The following is an 18,453-nucleotide window of genomic DNA, read 5'->3' as shown; positions in this document are numbered from 1 at the left end:
CGCTCACCCGCGAGGTCAGCCGGCGAAGAACACCCGGCCGTCGGGGTCCCCGTCGCGCCGCGGGCGCAGCGCGAGCGGCGCCGGCCAGGGCAGCTCGAACCGCTCGACGGCGACGTCGATCGCACCGAAGTCGTCGGTCTGCACGACGACGTGGTCGGGCGTGACCTCGACGAGCCGCACGCGCAGCGGCTCGTCGTCGTCGCGCTCGAGCATCCAGACGTCGGCCATCCAGGTCAGCCCCGTCGCCTCGAGCGTCTCCTCGGCGTCGGTCCAGTCGAGCGGACCGCTCAGGTCCCGGCCGAGGAGGGACACCGCCACCCAGTCGTCACCCGCGGGGCGCAGCCAGCCGAGCGCCTCCCGGTCCTCGGGGCGGCGGTGCTCGATCCAGTCCGTGGGCAGGGCGGTGGGTGTCTCGGGCGCAGGCATGTCGGCACCGTAGGCGACCGCGGGCCGCCACCGCGAGCGGAATCCCGGACTACGCCGGCGCGCCGGCGCGGCCGTCGGCGAGGCCGCGGGCGTAGGCCTCGGCGCTGCCCTCCCGGAACAGGTCGTCGGCACTGGGGCGCACCAGCGTGCGGGCCCCGGCGCCGTCCGCCTCCGGGCCGTCCCCCGCGCGCACGTGCCGGGCGAGGCCGCGCACCACCGCGACGGGGCGTCCGTCCGCCTTGCCGCGCACCAGCTCGGAGGCGGCGGCGATCTCGTCGGCCACGGCGGTCACCGTCACCGACAGCGGGCGGCCGTGCGCGTCGACGCCGCCGCGCAGGTCGTCGAGCACGTCCACGCCGGCCGCGCCGATGGCGATGTCCGTCAGGCCGTCCCGCCAGGTCCGGCCGGCGGTGTCCGTGACGACGACGCCGAGCCGGTCCAGGCCGAACCGCGCGCGCAGGGCGGCGCGCAGCGCGCGGGCGGACGCGTCCGGGTCGTGAGGCAGCAGGAGCACCGTGCCCTCGGGGGTGTTCGAGGCGTCCACGCCCGCCGCGGCCATGACCAGCCCGAGCCGGTTCTCGACGATCCGCAGCGGAGGCAGGCCGTCCGGACGCTCGCGCGTCGCGACCACGCGGACCGTCTCGTCGGTGATGGCCTGCTCGCGGTCCGCGGCGCATACCACACGCCCCTCGGCCTTCGAGACGATCTTCGACGTCACCACGACGACGTCGCCCTCGGCGAGCGCGGCCGTCGACCCGGCCGCGACCGCGTCGCCCACGAGCGTCGCCAGGTCGTCACCCGGGCGTACCTCGGGAAAGCCCTCGGGTGCCCACGCCGAGACCCACGTGCCGGGCGGCAAGTTCTCGACGGGCGCGACCGGCCGGTGGGCCGTCACCGCACCAGCTTCGGGAGCACCTCGCGGCCGAAGACCTCGATCCACTCCTTCTGGTTGCGCCCCACGTTGTGCAGGTAGATGCGGTCGAAGCCGAGGTCCACGTACTTCTGGATCGCGGCGCGGTGCTCGTCCGGGTCGGCGCTGATGACCATGCGGCCCTCGAAGTCCTCCGGGCGCACCAGCTTCGCCATCTGGGCGAAGTCGTGCGGGGAGCGGATGTCGGCCTTCGGGAACTTCATGCCGCCGTTGGGCCACTCGGTCATCGCGTTCGCGAGCGCCTCCTCGTCGGTCGACGCCCACGACATGTGCACCTGCAGCACCTTGGGCATGCCCCTCGGATCGCGTCCGGACTCGCGGACGCCGTCGTCGAACTTGCCGAACAGCATCTCGATCTTCTCCAGCGGCGCCCCGACGGTGATGAGGCCGTCGGCGTGCTTGCCGGCGCGCTTGGCGGTGATCGGGCCGGCGGTGGCGACCAGGATCTCCGGAGGCAACTCGGGCATGGTCCACAACCGCGTGGACTCCATCTTGTAGTACTGCCCGGAGTGCTTGACGTCCTTGCCGTCGATGCCGGACGCGAAGAGCTTCTTGATGATGTCGATGGCCTCGAACATCCGGTTGATCCGCTCCGGGGCCTCCGGCCAGTAGCCGGCCACGACGTGCTCGTTGAGGGCCTCGCCCGAGCCCAGCCCGAGCCAGTGCCTGCCGGGGTACATCGCGGCGAGCGTGGCCGACGCCTGCGCGACCATCGCGGGGTGCCAGCGGAAGGTCGGTGCGGTGACGCCCGGGCCGAGGTCCCCGCGGGTGCGCTCGCCGAGGGCCGTGAGCACGTTCCACACGAAGGCCGCCTCGCCCTGCTGCGGCACCCACGGCTGGAAGTGGTCGGCGGCCATGACGCCGGAGAAGCCGTGCTCCTCCGCGTAGGCCGAGTACTCGACGACGTCGGTGGGGTGGAACTGCTCGAGCATCGCGGCATAGCCGATGGTCAGGTCGGGGTTCGCAGCCATGTCTCGACCCTATCTCCGGCCGACGCCCAGGTATGTGGTACCGCGTCCGCTCAGCCCAGGCGCTTGGCGAAGAAGTGCTCGGCGTACGGGTTGTCGTTGTACCGGGCGATGCGCCGGTAGCCTGCCCGCTCGTACATCGCGACCGCCTCGGCGAGCGTCCCGTTGGTGTCGAGGCGCACCTCGCGGTGGCCGAGGTCGCGGCTCACGCCCTCGAGGTGACGCAGCAGCCGGGAGCCGAGCCCCGCGCCCCGCCAGCCGGGGTGCACCCACATCCGCTTGATCTCCCCGACGCCCCCGGCGGCACCGTCGGGAACATCGTCCGACAGCGTCCGCACGCCGCCGCAGGCGACGGGCTCGCCGTCGCTCGTCGCGACGACGAACGCGCCCGACGGCGCCGCGAGGCGGGCGTCCTCGGGGTCGGCCTCGCCGGGCGCCGGTGCGGGCCCGGCATCGAACCCGCCGGGCAGCCGCTCACCGAGCTCGGCCACGTAGGCGGCGACGGCCGACCGCGCGAGGGGCGAGGCAGGGTCCGTGCGCTCGAGCGTGACCGTCGCCGCCCGCACCAGCAGGTCGGCCTCCGCGAGGGCGGCGGCGAGCCGGGCCCGCTGGCGTGCGGTGAGCGGCGCGACGAGGTCGCGGGCCCGGTCCACCGACCGTCGCTCGAGGTCGTCCCAGGCACGGTGGCCGGCGGCGGTGAGGTCCACACGGCGGCGACGACGGTCGTCGTCGTCGGGGACGACGACGACCAGGCCGTCCGACTCCAGCCGCCGCAGCAGGCGGCTGAGGTAGCCGGAGTCGAGCCCGAGGCGGGCGCGCAGGTCGCGGGTGGTGCCGGGCTCGGTGCCGATCTCGAACAGCAGCCGGGCCGTGCCGAGCGGCATCCCCGTGCCGAGGAACGAGTCCTCGAGGGCGCCGACCCGCTGGGTGTAGCTGCGGTTGAACCGCCGCACGACGTCGACCGGCCCGGCCACGTCCGCATCCTTCGTCACGTTCTTCATATCTCTGACTTTAGTCAGAGAATTGGTCGACGGGAAGCTCAGACCCCCGCCCGCTCGCGCCGGCGGCGCTCCTGCAGCTCGGGGTCGGCGACCGGCGCGGCCCCCACGAGGCGCCGGGTGTACTCCTCCTCCGGTGCGCCCAGGACCCGTGCCGTCGGGCCCGTCTCGACGATGCGGCCCCCCTGCATGACGGCCACCCGGTCGCTGACGCGCTCGACGACGGCGAGGTTGTGCGAGACGAAGAGGCACGCGAAGCCGAGCCGCGCCTGCAGCTCGGCGAACACGTCCAGCACCCGGGCCTGGACCGAGACGTCGAGTGCGCTCGTCGGCTCGTCCGCCACCAGCACCGCCGGGTCGAGGGCGACCGCCCGCGCGATGGCCACCCGCTGCCGCTGGCCGCCGGAGAGCTCGTGCGGGAACCGGGCGGCGTGCTCCGCGTCCAGCCCGACCATCGCGAGCAGCTCCAGCACCCGCGCCCGGGTCGCCTCCTCGCCGAGCTGCGCGTGCAGGCGCAAGGGCTCGGCGACGCAGGTGCCCACCGACCAGCGGGGGTTGAGCGTGGAGGCCGGGTCCTGGAACACGATCCCCGTCCGCCGGCGCACGGCGCGCAGGTCGGCCCGCCGGGCGCCCGCCAGCTCGAGGCCGTCCACCACGACCCGGCCCCGGTCGGGGGCCAGCAGGCCCGAGACCACCTGACCGAGCGTGGACTTGCCGGACCCCGACTCCCCCACGAGGCCGAGCACCTCGCCCGCCGCGATCCGCAGGCTCACCCCGTCCGCCGCACGCACGGGCGCCCGGCGGCGCCCGCCCGGGTACACGACGTCGACGTCCTCCAGCACGACGACGTCGTCGTGGTCGCCGGTCGCCCCGACGGCCTCCGCCGGTTCGCGGACCTCGGCGGCCTGGTCGAGCTGCCGGCCCAGGTGCGGGACGGCGTCGAGCAGCGTGCGCGTGTACTCCTCGCGCGGCGCACCGAACAGCTCGCGCACCGGGGCGTGCTCGACGACGCGTCCGTCGCGCATCACGACGACGTCGTCCGCGAGGTCGGCGACCACGCCCATGTCGTGCGTGATGAGCAGCACCGCCGTGCCGCGGGTGTCCCTCAGTCGCCGCAGCAGGTCGAGGATGTCGGCCTGCACGGTGACGTCGAGCGCCGTCGTCGGCTCGTCCGCGACGATCGCCACCGGGTCCTGCGACAGCGCCATCGCGATGAGGGCACGCTGCAGCTGCCCGCCCGACAGCTGGTGCGGGTAGGAGCGCGCGACCCGCTCCGCGTCGGCCAGGCCGGCCTCGCGCAGCAGCCCGAGCACCCGCTCGCGCGCGGCGGACCGCGCGACGCGGGCGTGCGCCCGCACCGCCTCGGCCACCTGGTCGCCGATGGTGAGCACGGGGTTCCACGCGCTCATCGGCTCCTGCGAGACCAGCGAGAACACCGCTCCCCGCACGGCCCGGACCTCGTCGGGCGAGGCGCCGACCAGCTCGTCCCCGTCGTACCGGATGCTGCCCACCACCGTGGCGCTCGGGGGAAGGAGCCCCAGCACGGCCATCGCCGAGACCGACTTGCCGGAGCCGGACTCCCCCACCAGCGCGGTCACCTGGCCGGCACGCAGCGCCCATGACGAACCGTCGACCGCCGGCGCGCCGGCCGCGTCGAACACGACGGACAGCCCCTCCACCTGCAGGAGGGGCTGCCCGTCCCCGGGATCGATACCGGTGTCGGTGCTCACGGTGCCAGCGAGACCTTGAGGTAGTTCGGGTACGCCGGGAAGTCCGGGATCTCGAAGTTCTGCACCTTGGAGCCGTGCAGGAAGGAGTTCTTCGTGTAGATCAGCGGGACCACGGGTGCGTCCAGGCCGATCGCCCTGTCGGCCTGCGCCCAGAGGGCGGCCGCCGCGTCGGTGTCGGTCTCCTGGGTCGCCTGCTCGATGAGCGCGTCCACGTCCGCGTTCGAGTAGCGCGACAGGTTGTACCCGCCGTCGCCGATCTGCGAGGACGCGAACAGCGGCTGGATGTTGCCGTTCGCGCTCGGGAAGTCCGGCTGCCACGACGAGAGCGTGAGGTCGTACTTCGACCCGTCGCCCTGCGTCACGGTCTGCGTCCAGACCTCTGCCGGCTGGGTCACGATCTTCACCGTGAGGCCGGCACGCTTCAGGCCCTGCTCGATGGCCTCCGCCTTGGCCCGCGTGGGTGCGTCGTCCGGGACGACGAGCCGCAGCGGCCGGTCCTTCCAGCCCGCGTCCGCGAGCAGGTCCTTCGCCTTGTCCGGGTCGCCGGACGGCTCCGCCGGGTACAGGTCGTACTCCTCGCGCCCGGGGATCCCCGGCGTGATGAGCATGGTCGCCAGGTCGCCGGCGATCGCACCGCCCGAGGCCACCTGGAACGCCTGCTTGTCCACGGCGTACTGGAGCGCCTCGCGCACCTTGACGTCGTCGAGCCCCTCGGCCTCGGTGTTGATCGCGAGGTACGCGAGCGCGCCCGGGCCGGAGGTCACGAGACGCTCCTTGGCGTTCGCGTCGTTCTGCACCTGCGCGAGCTGAGCCGCGGGGACGAACGTCGCGCCGAAGGCGTTCTGGTCGTCGCCCGCGTCGGCGATGAGGCGCTGCGCCACAACGGACTCGTCCTGGCCCAGCTCGAAGACGACCGAGTCGGGGCCCGCCGTGCGCGCCTCGTCCGTGGACTGGTCCCAGGCGTCGTTGCGCTCGAGGGTGACCGAGGTCCCCTCCTGCGTATCGGCCACCTTGTACGGACCCGTCGCGACGGGCGTCGTGGTGTACGTCGAGACGTCGTCCTTGTCCTCGGGCACCGCGCCGAAGGCGGGCATCGAGACGATCCACGGCCAGTCGCCGTACGCGCTGTCCAGGTGGAAGACGATCGTCTTGTCGTCCGGCGTCTCGATCGAGTCGAGGGTCTTGCCGTCGTACGGGCCGGCGTAGTCGTCGCCGCCGGTCAGCAGGCTCTTGTGGTAGCTCAGCCCGCCGGTGAGCTCCGGGGCGAACGACCGCTCGACGGAGTACTTGACGTCCTGCGACGTGATCGGCGTGCCGTCCTCGAACGCGACGCCGTCCTTGAGGGTGTACGTCCAGGTCTTGCCGTCGTCGGACGCGGTGCCGGTGTCGGTGGCCAGGTCGGGCACCACCTCGGTGCTGCCGTCCGAGTTGGTCTGCCAGGCCGTCAGGCGGCGCTCCACCAGCCCGAGCGTCGTGATGGCGAGGTTCTGGCTCGTGGCCGGGTCCCAGTTGATCGACGGCGCCGACGTGAGGATGTGCAGGGTGCCGCCCTGCTGGGCGGCGGCCGGGCTGCCGGTCGCGCTGTCGTCCTTGTCGTTCGCGCCGCACGCGGTGAGGACCAGCGCGAGCGCGGCGGCGGCGGAGACGGCGCCGACGGACCGTCGGCGGGTGGTGTTGCGGGTCATGGGTTCAGGGCTCCTCGGAGAAGGACGTGGGGTGGGGGTGGCGCGTGCCGCCGGGACATCGCCCCGCGTACGCACGGGCGCTCATGCGCGCACCCGCGGGTCCATGACGCCGTACACGACGTCGACGAGCAGGTTGGCGACCACGATGAGGGCCGCGGAGAAGAAGGTGACGCCCACCAGCAGCGGGACGTCGGTGTTGCCGACGGCGTCGAGCAGCAACGCGCCGAGCCCCGCCATCGAGAACACCTTCTCGGTGATCACGGTGCCGCCCAGCAGCACGCCGAGGTCGAGGCCGAACAGCGTGACCACCGGCACCATGACGTTGCGCAGCGCGTGGCGGGTCACGACGCGCCGCTCGGTGATCCCCTTGGCGCGGGCGGTGCGCACGTACTCCGACCCGAGGGCGTCGAGCATCTGGGCGCGCGTCAGCCGCGCGTAGATCGCCGCCGACAGGAACGCCAGCACGCACCACGGCAGCACCAGGTGCCAGGCCCAGTCCACGGGGCTGGTGGTGAACGGCACGTAACCGTTCACGGGCACCATGTCGAGCGTGAACCCGAAGAGCAGGATGCCGAGCAACCCCACGAGGTAGCTGGGCGCGGAGACCCCGGTGATCGCGGTGACCATGATCGCGCGGTCGACGGTGGTGCCGCGGCGCACCGCGGCGACCACGCCCGCCGCGACACCGGCGAGCAGCCACAGGACGGCGGCCCCGAGCGCGATCGAGAACGTCACCGGCAGGCGCCCGACGATGAGATCGGTCACCGGCTGGCGCAGCACGAAGGAGTAGCCGAGGCACGGGGCGGGGCAGGTGATCTCCGCGCCCGCCGACCCGAAGGTGCGGCCCGTGAAGATGCCCGTCACGAAGTTCCACCACTGCACCAGGAAGTTCTGGTCCAGCCCCATGAAGGCGCGCGCCGTCTCGAGCCGCTCCGGCGTGCACGGCCGCCCGCAGGCGAGCTGGGCCGGGTCGGCGGGCAGCAGCACGAAGATCGCGTAGGTCAGGAGGGAGACCGCGAGGAGCACGAAGACCATGCTCGTGAGGCGCGTGCCGACGAACCGCAGAGCGTTCACTGACGGCCTCCGGAGCGCGGGTCGAGAGCGTCGCGCAGGCCGTCGCCGAACGCGTTGAGCGCGAGCGTGATGCCGAACAGCGCGAGGCCGGGGAAGACGAGGTACATCGGGTCGGAGCTGAACCAGGTCACGGCGTCGCCGATGGACCGGCCCCACGACGGCGTCGGCGGCGGCACGCCGACACCGAGGAACGACAGCGCCGCCTCTGCGCCGATGGCGCCCGGGATGCTGATCGTCGCGAAGACGACCACGGTGGCGGCCAGGTTGGGCAGCACCTGGCGGAACAGGACGTGCCCGTGCCCGGCACCGAGCGCCTGGGAGGCGCGCACGAAGCCGCGCGACCGCAGGCCGAGGGCCTGTCCGCGCACGACGCGGGCCACGGACGACCAGCTGAACACGCCGATGACCAGCACGAGCAGCAGGAGACGGGGGAAGGACTCCGGGGCCACGGCGCCGATCGCGATCATGAAGATCAGCGCCGGCAGGCCGAGCATGATGTCGACGCCGCGGCTGACCACCCAGTCCACCCAGCCGCCGAGGTAGCCGGCGAGCAGCCCGAGGACGGTGCCGATGAACATCGAGACGACGGTGGCCCCGATCCCCACGACCAGCGACGTCCGCGAGCCCATGAGCACGATCGCGAACAGGTCGCGGCCGGTCAGCGGCTCGACGCCGAACCAGTGCTCGGCGCTGATGCCGCCGCCCCAGCCGGCCGGGGCGCCCGTCGCGTCGAGGGCGGCCAGGTCGTAGGTGTACGGGTCGACGCCGAGCAGGCGCGTGATCAGGGGCGCGAACAGGGCGACGACGACGTAGACGACCACCGTGACCGCGCCGGCGACGGCGAACCGGTCCTGGGCGAAGCGGTGCCAGAACGTGCGCCGCCCGGTGGCGGACGGGGGTTGCCCCTCGGGCACGACCAGCTCGTCGGCGTGGTCGAGCGTCATGGGAGCTCCTCGGGTGTCAGGCGGGCAGGGCGAAGCGGCGGCAACAGCACCGACAACACATCGCCTGCATCTCGTCCTCCCGGGACGTGGTCCGGTCCCGTGGAGCGGGCCGGACGGTTCGAGGTGGCGCCACCCGTGGCGCCGGCCGCCACATTACGACGGTTCCGACGCCGTTCAGGACGCCTGTCCACATCATGGAATGACTGTCCATCGAATGAGATATCCGTGCGCCGAGGGTCACCGCGGATCTGGGAGAATGAGCGACCATGAGCGACTTCCCGACCCACGAGGCGCCGACCGCGCCCGCGCAGACCCCCGCAGCGACCCCGCCCGCCGGCACCGTAGCCGGCGACGTCGTGCGCGCGGTGGTCCGGGAGGTACCGGACAAGGTGAGCCTGGACGGGCTGGAGCAGCGCTTCGACGAGCGCTGGACCGCCGAGGGCACGTACGCCTTCGACCGCACCGCCACGCGCGAGCAGGTGTACTCGATCGACACCCCGCCGCCCACGGTCTCGGGCTCCCTGCACGTGGGCCACGTGTTCAGCTACACCCACACCGACACGGTCGCGCGCTTCCAGCGGATGCGGGGCAAGAAGGTCTTCTACCCCATGGGCTGGGACGACAACGGCCTGCCCACCGAGCGCCGCGTGCAGAACTACTACGGCGTGCGCTGCGACCCGTCGCTGCCGTACGTCGAGGGCTTCGAGCCCCCGCACCAGGGCACCGACCGCAAGAACGTCAAGCCCGCCGACCAGGTGCCGGTCAGCCGCCGCAACTTCATCGAGCTGTGCGAGCAGCTCACCGCCGACGACGAGCGGCAGTTCGAGGAGCTGTGGCGGCGCCTCGGCCTGTCCGTGGACTGGGCCCAGAACTACCAGACCATCGACACCACCTCGCGCGCCGCGTCGCAGCGCGCGTTCCTGCGCAACCTCGCCCGCGGCGAGGCCTACCAGGCCGAGGCCCCCGGCCTGTGGGACGTGACGTTCCAGACGGCGGTCGCGCAGGCCGAGCTCGAGGCGCGGGAGTACCCCGGCTTCTACCACCGGGTTGCGTTCCACCGGCCCGACGGCACCCCGCTGTACATCGAGACCACCCGGCCCGAGCTCATCCCGGCCGTGGTGGCGCTCATCGCGCACCCCGACGACGAGCGGTACCAGGACCTGTTCGGCACCACCGTCACCTCTCCCCTGTTCGGCGTGGAGGTGCCGGTGCTCGCGCACCCCGCCGCCGCGATGGACAAGGGCGCCGGCATCGCGATGTGCTGCACCTTCGGCGACCTCACCGACGTGCAGTGGTGGCGCGAGCTGCAGCTCGCGACCCGCTCCGTCATCCAGCGCGACGGTCGCCTGTCCCGCGAGACGCCGGACTGGGTCGCGGGCGGGCCGGGCGAGGCCCTGTACACCGAGGAGCTCGCCGGCAAGACCACGTTCAGCGCCCGCAAGGCCGTCGTCGACGCGCTGCGCGCCTCGGGGGACCTGGACGGCGAGCCCAGCGCCACGCAGCGCATGACGAACTTCTACGAGAAGGGCGACAAGCCCCTCGAGATCGTCACCTCCCGCCAGTGGTACATCCGCAACGGCGGGCGCGACTGGGAGGCCCGCGACCTCAAGGCCGAGCTGCTCGCGCGCGGCAAGGAGCTCGACTTCCACCCCGACTTCATGCGCGTGCGCTACGAGAACTGGGTGAACGGCCTCAACGGGGACTGGCTCATCTCGCGCCAGCGCTTCTTCGGCGTGGCCGTGCCGCTGTGGTACCCGCTGACCGAGGCGGGCGACGTCGACCACGACCACCCGATCGTGCCGTCCGAGGCCGAGCTGCCCGTCGACCCGACGTCGCAGGCCCCGGCGGGCTACGACGAGTCCCAGCGCGGCGCGCCCGGCGGTTTCGTCGGCGACGCCGACGTCATGGACACCTGGGCGACGTCGTCGCTCTCGCCCCTCATCGTGTCCGGCTGGGAGCGCGACGCCGACCTCTTCTCCCGCGTCTACCCGATGGACCTGCGCCCGCAGGGCCAGGACATCATTCGCACCTGGCTGTTCTCCTCGGTCGTGCGCTCGCACCTCGAGTGCGGCGTGCTGCCGTGGAAGCACGCGGCCATCAGCGGCTGGATCCTCGACCCGGACCGCAAGAAGATGTCGAAGTCCAAGGGCAACGTCGTCACGCCGATGGCGCTGCTGGAGGAGCACGGCGCCGACGCCGTCCGCTACTGGGCCGCCGCGGCACGTCTGGGCACCGACGCCGCCTTCGAGGTCGGCCAGATGAAGATCGGCCGTCGCCTCGCCATCAAGGTGCTCAACGCCTCGAAGTTCGCGCTGACCTTCGGCGTCGACCCCGAGACCGGCGCCGGCGAGATCGTGCTCGACCCTGCCCGCGTCACCGTGCCGCTGGACCGCGCGATGCTCACCGGGCTGGCGGACGTCGTCGAGCAGGCCACCGACGCGTTCGAGGCGTACGACCACACCCGCGCGCTCGAGGTCACCGAGACGTTCTTCTGGACCTTCTGCGACGACTACCTCGAGCTGGTCAAGGACCGCGCGTACGGCGCCGGCGCCGCGGCCACCGCGGTGACGGCCGAGACCGAGTCCGCCCGCACGGCGCTCGCCCTCGCGGTGGACACCCTGCTGCGGCTGCTGGCGCCGTTCCTGCCGTTCGCCACCGAGGAGGTCTGGTCGTGGTGGCGCGCCGGCTCGGTGCACCACGCCGCTTGGCCCGTCGCCGCCCCGCTCCGCGCCGCAGCGGGGGATGCCGAGCTCGTGCAGCTCACCGCCGCGGGGCACGCGCTCGCCGCGCTGCGCAAGATCAAGTCCGAGGCCAAGGTCTCGATGCGCACGCCGATCCTGGCCGCGTCCATGGCGGTCCCGGCCGGCCTGCTCGACGGCGTCCGGTCTGCGCTCGACGACGTCCGGGGCGCCGGCCGCGCGACCGGCACGCTCGAGGTCATCGAGGCGGTCGAGGGCCAGGGCAACCCCGACGTCCAGGGCGGCATCGTCGTCACCGCGTCCGAGCTGGGCGAGCCTCCGGCCCGCAAGCCGAAGGCCTGAGCCACGCCGAGGTAGTCCAGGATTTGCCGAGGTAGTTCGGCAAATCCTGGACTACCTCGGCGACCGGAACCGGTCGCCGTCGCCGCTCATGGTGGCGGCGACCTCCTTGGGAGTCCCGTCGTCGTGCCAGCGCAGGGTGGCCCCGACGCCGTCGACGAGGTCCACCGACCCCTCGGGCGCGAACGTCAGCGCCGCGTCCTGCCCGATCGCGGCGCGCAGCAGCGCTGACGTGGCCGGCAGCTCCTCCAGCCCGTCGGTGAGGCCGAGGTCCGCCAGGTCCGACCGTGAGGTCGCGATGTGCATCGGGTCCGGCCCGATCCACAGCGTGCGGCCACCGAGCAGCCCGTCGGCGCCGCCCGCTCCGCCGGTGGCGGCGAGCGCGGACGTCGAGTCGAGAGCGATCTGCTCGGCCAGCACCAGGGCCTTGACCTGCCCGCGTGCCAGGACGGCGACGACGTCGTCGATCGACGTCACGGCGCCCTCCTCGCGCCCCTGGTCCTGCCGGTACTCGGCGAGCACCACCTCGCGCCGCCGCTCCCGGTAGGAGTCCAGCGCGTCCTCGACGCTCGCCGCGAAGTCCGCTGCCCGGATGCCCGGCCCGCGCCCGCCGCCCGCGACCTCCACAGACCGCCGCGCAGCTTCCTGGCCGAGCGCCGACCGCACGAGGTTCACGGCGCGGACGTCGCCGGTGAGCACCACGACCTCCGGGCGGCCCTGCGCGACGCGCCGGTCGACCTCCGCCGCGACCGCCTCGGCGTTGCGCTTCCACGAGTCCTCGGCCCGCGACTCGATGATGGCGCGCTTCGTGCCGGTGCTCGAGGTCTTGCTCACCTCGTCGTTCGGGCCCTCGAACATCTCGCGGGCCCTGCCCGGCCGGCCGCCGGCGTCGCAGGGCCAGAAGTCCGCACCGCTGCGGTCGACGGCGACGCACAGGGCGTCGACCGCCTCGTCCGCCGCCTGCGCCGCCTGCAGCAGCACCGGCACCGGCAGCCACACGCCCGTCGCGACGGCCGGCGGGTTCCGCAGCACGCGGTCGACCGCCACCCCGCCGTCCTCGGCGATGAGCACCCGGCCGTGGGCGCCCGCCACCCGCGTGGGCCGCAGCACGGCGACCTCGAGCTCGTCGAGCACGCCCGCCGGAGCGGACTGCCGTTCCAAGGAGCGTCGCACCGCCCGCCATCGGTTCGCGACGTCCCTGTCGCCCGCCTCGGCCGAGGGCGTCGCGTCCAGGTAGACGGTCGCGAACGGTCCGGGGCGGCCGACGAGGGGCTTGAGCCAGTCGATCTTCATCCGTGGTTCCCCCAGGTGTCCGTCGTCGGCTGTAGCCCCCAGCGTGCGACGGAAACGCGGCGGACGCCACCGCGTCGCGCAAGTCCTCGGACCCGGTTCAGCGGGTCAGATCTCACCTCTTCAAGCGTAGGTGTCCAGGGGCGGCAGCTCGCCCTTGAGGCGCCCGGCGGCGTGCTCGGCGGCGATGCGCTCGTGGTGGCGGATCACCTCGGAGACGATGAAGTTGCGGAACTGCTCGGTGAACTCGGGGTCGAGCCCGGCGCTCTCCGCCAGGCCCTTGAGCCGGTCGACCTGCTGTCGGTCGCGGGAGGGGTCTCCGGGCGGCAGGCCGCCCACGGCCTTGAGCTCGCCCACGCGCCGGGTCATCTTGAATCGCTCGGCCAGCAGGTGCACCAGGGCGGCGTCGATGTTGTCGATGCTGGCGCGCAGCTCGAGGATCTCCTGCGGCATCCCGTCCGTGACGGGAGGGCCGGCGGGCCGGGCTGCGGGGTCGTGAGGGGTGTCGGGCATGCCCCGATCCTACGAGGCACGCCGAGCGTGTAAGGTCCCACGTCGGCCCGGGCGCCCACCGGACACTGGACGGACGCCGGACCCGGCACGATGCCGCACACAGAGAGAGAGCAGATGACGGTCGCGACGACGCCGAGCCTCGTGGACGTGCCCGAGGGCACGACGATCAGCACGCTGCTGGCGGACCGGGTCGCCCGCGCCGGCGACCGCACCCTGATCGAGCGGCGCGCGGCGACCGACGGCTCCTGGGTCCCCGTCAGCGCGGGCGAGTTCCAGGCCGACGTGCTCACGGTGGCCCGCGGCCTGGTGGCGCAGGGGATCGCCGCCGGCGACCGTGTCGCGATCATGTCGCGCACCCGGTACGAGTGGACCCTCCTCGACTTCGCGGCCTGGGCCGTGGGCGCGGTCGTGGTCCCCGTCTACGAGACGTCCTCCCCCGATCAGGTGCGGTGGATCCTCGCCGACTCCGGCGCGCGCCTGGTCGTCGTGGAGACCCCGGCGCACGCCGACGCCGTGCGCCAGGTTCGCGACGACCTGCCGGACCTCGAGGACGTGCTGGTCATCGCGACGGGCGCGCTCGACGACCTGCGCGAGACGGCGGCGTCCGTGCCGGCCCGCGACGTCGCGGCGCGTCGCGACGCCGTGCGCCGCGACGACCTCGCGACCATCGTCTACACCTCCGGCTCCACCGGCCGCCCCAAGGGGGCGGAGCTCACCCACGGCAACTTCGCCCACCTGGCGATGAACGCGCGCCTCGCGCTCCCCGAGCTGCTGGAGGCCGACGGCGCGCGCACCGTGCTGTTCCTGCCGCTGGCGCACGTCTTCGCGCGGCTCATCCAGGTCGCGGTGATCGCGAGCGGCTCGGTCCTCGGCCACCTCCCGGACGTCAAGACCCTCACCCACGACCTGCGGACGTTCCGTCCCACGTTCCTGCTGGCCGTGCCACGCGTGTTCGAGAAGGTCTACAACTCCGCCGAGCAGCGGGCCGGGTCGCGCGCTCGACGGCGCGTCTTCGGCTGGGCCGCCCGCGTGTCCGGCGAGTACTCGCGTGCCCTCGACGGCGGCGCCGTCCCGGCGGGGCTGCGGGCTCGGCACGCCCTGGCCGACCGCTTCGTGCTGGCACAGCTTCGGGCGGCGATGGGCGGCAACCTGCGGTACGCGATCTCGGGCGGCGCGCCCCTGGGCGACCGGCTCGGGCACTTCTTCCGGGGTGCGGGGCTCACCGTCCTCGAGGGGTACGGGCTCACCGAGACCACGGCGCCCACGGCCGTCAACCTGCCCTCCGACCTGCGCATCGGCACCGTCGGCCCGCCGTTCCCGGGCACGTCGGTGCGCGTGGACGACGACGGTGCGGTGCTCGTCTCCGGACCGCACCTCTTCCGCGGCTACCGCGGCCGGCCCGACCTGACCGCCGAAGCGGTCGTGGACGGCTGGTTCCGCACCGGCGACGTCGGCGCGCTGGACCACGGCCACCTGCGCATCACCGGCCGCACCAAGGAGATCATCGTCACCGCCGGCGGCAAGAACGTGGCGCCCGCACCGCTCGAGGACCGCGTGCGCGCCCACCCGCTGGTGTCCCAGGTGGTCGTCGTGGGCGACAAGCGCCCGTTCATCGGCGCCCTGATCACCCTGGACGCCGAGATGCTGCCCGGCTGGCTGGCCACGCAGGGGATCCCGCCGATGTCGGTGGGAGCCGCGCGGACCGACCCCCGCGTGCTCGCGGCGCTGGACGCCGCCGTCGAGGAGGCGAACACCGCGGTGTCCCGCGCGGAGTCGATCCGCAAGTTCCGGGTGCTCGACGGCGACTTCACGGAGGCCAACGAGTACCTCACGCCGTCGCTCAAGGTGAAGCGGGACCTCGTGCTGCGCGACTTCGCGGAGGATGTCGACGCCCTCTACGCGCGGTGAGGGCGCCGAGAGTGCTCAGGCGCTCTTCTCGCGGGGGGTGCGGCGGCGCACCGGAGAGGTGCGCGGCACCAGCGTCGGGTTCACGTTCTCGAGCACGACCTCGCGGCTCACGACCACCCGCTCGACGTCGTCCCTGCTGGGCACGTCGAACATCACCTGCTGGAGGACCTCCTCCATGATGGCCCGCAGGCCGCGTGCGCCGGTGCCGCGCAGCAGGGCCTGCTCCGCGATCGCCTCGACCGCCTCCTGATCGAACTCGAGCTCGACGCCGTCGATCTCGAACATGCGCTGGAACTGCTTGACGAGGGCGTTGCGAGGCTCGGTGAGGATTCGCACCAGCGCGTCGCGGTCGAGCGGCGACACGGACGCGATGACGGGCAGCCGCCCGATGAACTCGGGGATGAGCCCGTACTTCTGCAGGTCCTCGGGCCGTACCTCGGCGTACAGGTCCTCGTCGGCGCCGCTCTCCATGGGGGCGCTGAACCCGATGCCGCGCTTGCGCGACCGGGAGGCCACGATGTCGTCCAGGCCCGCGAACGCGCCGGCCACGATGAACAGGACGTTCGTGGTGTCGATCTGGATGAACTCCTGGTGCGGGTGCTTGCGCCCGCCCTGCGGGGGCACCGACGCCGTCGTGCCCTCGATGATCTTCAGGAGGGCCTGCTGCACGCCCTCGCCGGAGACGTCGCGCGTGATCGACGGGTTCTCCGCCTTGCGGGCCACCTTGTCGACCTCGTCGATGTAGATGATCCCCGTCTCGGCCTTCTTCACGTCGTAGTCCGCGGCCTGGATGAGCTTGAGGAGGATGTTCTCGACGTCCTCGCCCACGTACCCGGCCTCCGTGAGGGCCGTGGCGTCCGCGATGGCGAAGGGCACGTTGAGCATCTTCGCCAGCGTCTGCGCCAGGTAGGTCTTTCCGGTGCCGGTGGGGCCGATGAGCAAGATGTTGGACTTCGCGATCTCGACGGCGTCGTCGCCGTCGCGCGCGGCCTCGCCCGCCTGCACCCGCTTGTAGTGGTTGTAGACCGCCACCGCGAGGGCCCGCTTGGCAGGCTCCTGCCCGATGACGTACTGCTCGAGGAAGTCGAAGATCTCGCGCGGCTTCGGCAGCTCGGTGAGCCCCAGCTCCGCCGCCTCGCCGAGCTCCTCCTCGATGATCTCGTTGCACAGGTCGATGCACTCGTCGCAGATGTACACGCCAGGGCCTGCGATCAGCTTCTTGACCTGCTTCTGCGACTTCCCGCAGAACGAGCACTTGAGCAGGTCTGCGCCGTCACCGATCCGAGCCACCGGGAGCCTCCATGTCCTGAGTGCTGGGTCCTGCGTCCATTCCACACCACGGGGGCGTCGTTGTCAGCCGAGCGCCCCGGTGCGTCGTGCGACGGGACCCGCAGCTTCCTCCTCGGGAAGCCGCGGGCCCCGTGATCCTGCAGGTCAGCGCGGAGCGAGCACGGCCGGCTTGCGGCTCTCGAGCACCTGGTCGACCAGGCCGTAGTCCTTCGCCTGGGCGGCGGTGAGGATCTTGTCCCGCTCGATGTCCTCGCGGATCTGGTCGACGGTCTTGCCCGTGTGGCCGGCCAGCGTCTCCTCGAGCCACTCGCGCATGCGGATGAGCTCGTTGGCGTGGATCTCGATGTCGGAGGCCTGTGCGTAGCCACCGCCCTCCATCGCGGGCTGGTGGATCAGCACGCGCGCGTTCGGCAGCGCGAGGCGCTTGCCCGGCTGGCCGGCGGCGAGCAGCACCGCGGCGGCCGAGGCCGCCTGACCGAGGCACACCGTCTGGATCTGCGGCTTGATGAACTGCATCGTGTCGTACAGCGCGGTCATCGCCGTGAACGAACCCCCGGGGGAGTTGATGTAGATCATGATGTCGCGGTCCGGGTCCTGGCTCTCCAGGACCAGGAGCTGCGCCATGATGTCGTCCGCCGACGCGTCGTCGACCTGGACGCCCATGAAGATGATGCGGTCCTCGAACAGCTTGGTGTACGGGTCCTGGCGCTTGAACCCGTACGCGGTGCGCTCCTCGAACTGGGGCAGCACGTAGCGCGACGACGGAGCGCCGTGCGGGAGCGCGACCCCGCCGGGTCGCGCCGCGGCGCCCGCCAGGTTCTGGGCCCGCATGGCGAACTGGTACTCGTCGGAGTAGCTCACGATGTTCTCCTCGGCTGGAAGTCTGTCGGTTCTGTGGCGGGTGGAGGGGGCTCGTCGTCAGGAGCCCGACGCGCCGCCACCGCCCGAGACCGAGGCGGCGTTGGTGACCACGTGGTCGACGAAGCCGTACTCGAGGGCCTCGTCCGCGGTGAACCACTTGTCGCGGTCGTTGTCCTTGAGGATCTGCTCCAGCGACTGCCCGGTCTGCTCGGCCGTCAGCTCGGAGAGCACCTTCTTCATGTGCATGATCAGCTGAGCGCCGATCCGCACGTCCGTCGCGGTGCCGCCGACGCCGCCGGACGGCTGGTGCATGAGCACGCGGGCGTGCGGGGTGATGTAGCGCTTGCCCTTCGCGCCCGAGGAGAGCAGGAACTGCCCCATCGAGGCAGCCATGCCCATCGCGATGGTCGCGATGTCGGGCTTGATGTACTGCATCGTGTCGTAGATCGCCATGCCGGCCGTGATGGAGCCGCCGGGGCTGTTGATGTACAGCCAGATGTCCTTGTCCGGGTCCTCCGCGGCCAGCAGCATCATCTGTGCGCAGATGGCGTTCGCGTTCTCGTCGCGCACCTCCGAACCCAGCCAGATGATGCGCTCCTTGAGGAGCCGGTTGTAGATGGAGTCGTTGAGCGCGAGGCCCTGGCCGTCGGCGCGCGCCACCGGCGTCGCACCGTCCATCCGCAGCAAGTCGTTCACGTCGGTCTCCTTCGTCATCGCCGTCGATCGACCCTAACGTGCGGCGGGCACGCGGAACGTCCCGGTGGAGGGCCTTTTCGCTGCGGGCGCACACGCAGCGC

At 72.6% G+C, this 18,453-nt stretch carries 15 protein-coding genes; 2 read left to right on the top strand and 13 right to left on the bottom strand.

Features of this window, described 5'->3' with window-relative positions:
• Nucleotides 1–15 precede the first annotated feature (15 nt).
• The 8 genes from B5Y66_RS18660 to B5Y66_RS18625 form a co-directional block, all read right to left on the bottom strand.
• Nucleotides 16–426: a hypothetical protein gene (locus B5Y66_RS18660; protein ID WP_079576111.1), complete on the bottom strand. Its 411-nt coding sequence runs from the start codon at nucleotides 424–426 to the stop codon at nucleotides 16–18.
• Between the two features lie 49 nt (nucleotides 427–475).
• On the bottom strand, nucleotides 476–1,285 hold the full coding sequence (cofE, locus tag B5Y66_RS18655) for a coenzyme F420-0:L-glutamate ligase (RefSeq protein ID WP_079576334.1): 810 nt from the start codon (nucleotides 1,283–1,285) through the stop codon (nucleotides 476–478).
• Between the two features lie 32 nt (nucleotides 1,286–1,317).
• Nucleotides 1,318–2,328, bottom strand: a complete 1,011-nt coding sequence (locus B5Y66_RS18650) for a TIGR03557 family F420-dependent LLM class oxidoreductase (protein ID WP_079576110.1) — start codon at nucleotides 2,326–2,328, stop codon at nucleotides 1,318–1,320.
• Between the two features lie 50 nt (nucleotides 2,329–2,378).
• Nucleotides 2,379–3,326 carry a bifunctional helix-turn-helix transcriptional regulator/GNAT family N-acetyltransferase gene (locus B5Y66_RS18645; protein WP_079576109.1) on the bottom strand — a complete coding sequence of 316 codons (948 nt, stop codon included), beginning with the start codon at nucleotides 3,324–3,326 and terminating at the stop codon, nucleotides 2,379–2,381.
• A 38-nt stretch (nucleotides 3,327–3,364) separates the two neighbouring features.
• Complete coding sequence (locus B5Y66_RS18640; protein WP_245807216.1) at nucleotides 3,365–5,053, bottom strand: dipeptide ABC transporter ATP-binding protein; 1,689 nt, start codon at nucleotides 5,051–5,053, stop codon at nucleotides 3,365–3,367.
• Nucleotides 5,050–6,738: an ABC transporter substrate-binding protein gene (locus B5Y66_RS18635; RefSeq protein ID WP_079576108.1), complete on the bottom strand. Its 1,689-nt coding sequence runs from the start codon at nucleotides 6,736–6,738 to the stop codon at nucleotides 5,050–5,052. The genes B5Y66_RS18640 and B5Y66_RS18635 overlap by 4 nt, the downstream gene beginning before the upstream one ends.
• An 81-nt stretch (nucleotides 6,739–6,819) precedes the next feature.
• A complete protein-coding gene (locus B5Y66_RS18630; RefSeq protein ID WP_139820984.1) occupies nucleotides 6,820–7,812 on the bottom strand; it encodes an ABC transporter permease in 993 nt (330 codons plus the stop codon).
• Complete coding sequence (locus B5Y66_RS18625) at nucleotides 7,809–8,756, bottom strand: ABC transporter permease (protein WP_079576107.1); 948 nt, start codon at nucleotides 8,754–8,756, stop codon at nucleotides 7,809–7,811. Before B5Y66_RS18625 ends, B5Y66_RS18630 begins: the two co-directional genes overlap by 4 nt.
• A gap of 266 nt (nucleotides 8,757–9,022) precedes the next feature.
• On the opposite strand from B5Y66_RS18625, the gene valS reads away from it, so the two are divergent.
• Nucleotides 9,023–11,797: a valine--tRNA ligase gene (valS, locus tag B5Y66_RS18620; RefSeq protein ID WP_079576106.1), complete on the top strand. Its 2,775-nt coding sequence runs from the start codon at nucleotides 9,023–9,025 to the stop codon at nucleotides 11,795–11,797.
• A 51-nt stretch (nucleotides 11,798–11,848) separates the two neighbouring features.
• On the opposite strand, the gene B5Y66_RS18615 is transcribed toward valS, so the two are convergent.
• Both B5Y66_RS18615 and B5Y66_RS18610 read right to left on the bottom strand, forming a co-directional pair.
• Nucleotides 11,849–13,087, bottom strand: coding sequence for a baeRF2 domain-containing protein (locus B5Y66_RS18615; RefSeq protein ID WP_079576105.1), 1,239 nt, complete (start codon nucleotides 13,085–13,087; stop codon nucleotides 11,849–11,851).
• A gap of 120 nt (nucleotides 13,088–13,207) precedes the next feature.
• Nucleotides 13,208–13,597: a chorismate mutase gene (locus B5Y66_RS18610; RefSeq protein ID WP_079576104.1), complete on the bottom strand. Its 390-nt coding sequence runs from the start codon at nucleotides 13,595–13,597 to the stop codon at nucleotides 13,208–13,210.
• A gap of 114 nt (nucleotides 13,598–13,711) precedes the next feature.
• On the opposite strand from B5Y66_RS18610, the gene B5Y66_RS18605 reads away from it, so the two are divergent.
• Nucleotides 13,712–15,505, top strand: coding sequence for an AMP-dependent synthetase/ligase (locus B5Y66_RS18605; RefSeq protein WP_079576103.1), 1,794 nt, complete (start codon nucleotides 13,712–13,714; stop codon nucleotides 15,503–15,505).
• Between the two features lie 15 nt (nucleotides 15,506–15,520).
• On the opposite strand, the gene clpX is transcribed toward B5Y66_RS18605, so the two are convergent.
• From clpX to B5Y66_RS18590, 3 genes are all read right to left on the bottom strand, one after another.
• A complete protein-coding gene (clpX, locus tag B5Y66_RS18600) occupies nucleotides 15,521–16,795 on the bottom strand; it encodes an ATP-dependent Clp protease ATP-binding subunit ClpX (RefSeq protein ID WP_079576102.1) in 1,275 nt (424 codons plus the stop codon).
• 144 nt (nucleotides 16,796–16,939) lie between these two features.
• Nucleotides 16,940–17,626, bottom strand: coding sequence for an ATP-dependent Clp protease proteolytic subunit (locus B5Y66_RS18595; protein WP_079576331.1), 687 nt, complete (start codon nucleotides 17,624–17,626; stop codon nucleotides 16,940–16,942).
• 87 nt (nucleotides 17,627–17,713) lie between these two features.
• Complete coding sequence (locus B5Y66_RS18590; RefSeq protein ID WP_079576330.1) at nucleotides 17,714–18,334, bottom strand: ATP-dependent Clp protease proteolytic subunit; 621 nt, start codon at nucleotides 18,332–18,334, stop codon at nucleotides 17,714–17,716.
• Between the last annotated feature and the right edge of the window lie 119 nt (nucleotides 18,335–18,453).

The organism is Krasilnikoviella flava (assembly GCF_900167525.1).
Classification (GTDB): domain Bacteria; phylum Actinomycetota; class Actinomycetes; order Actinomycetales; family Cellulomonadaceae; genus Isoptericola; species Isoptericola flavus.
This window is presented reverse-complemented; position numbering and strand designations above follow the sequence as displayed.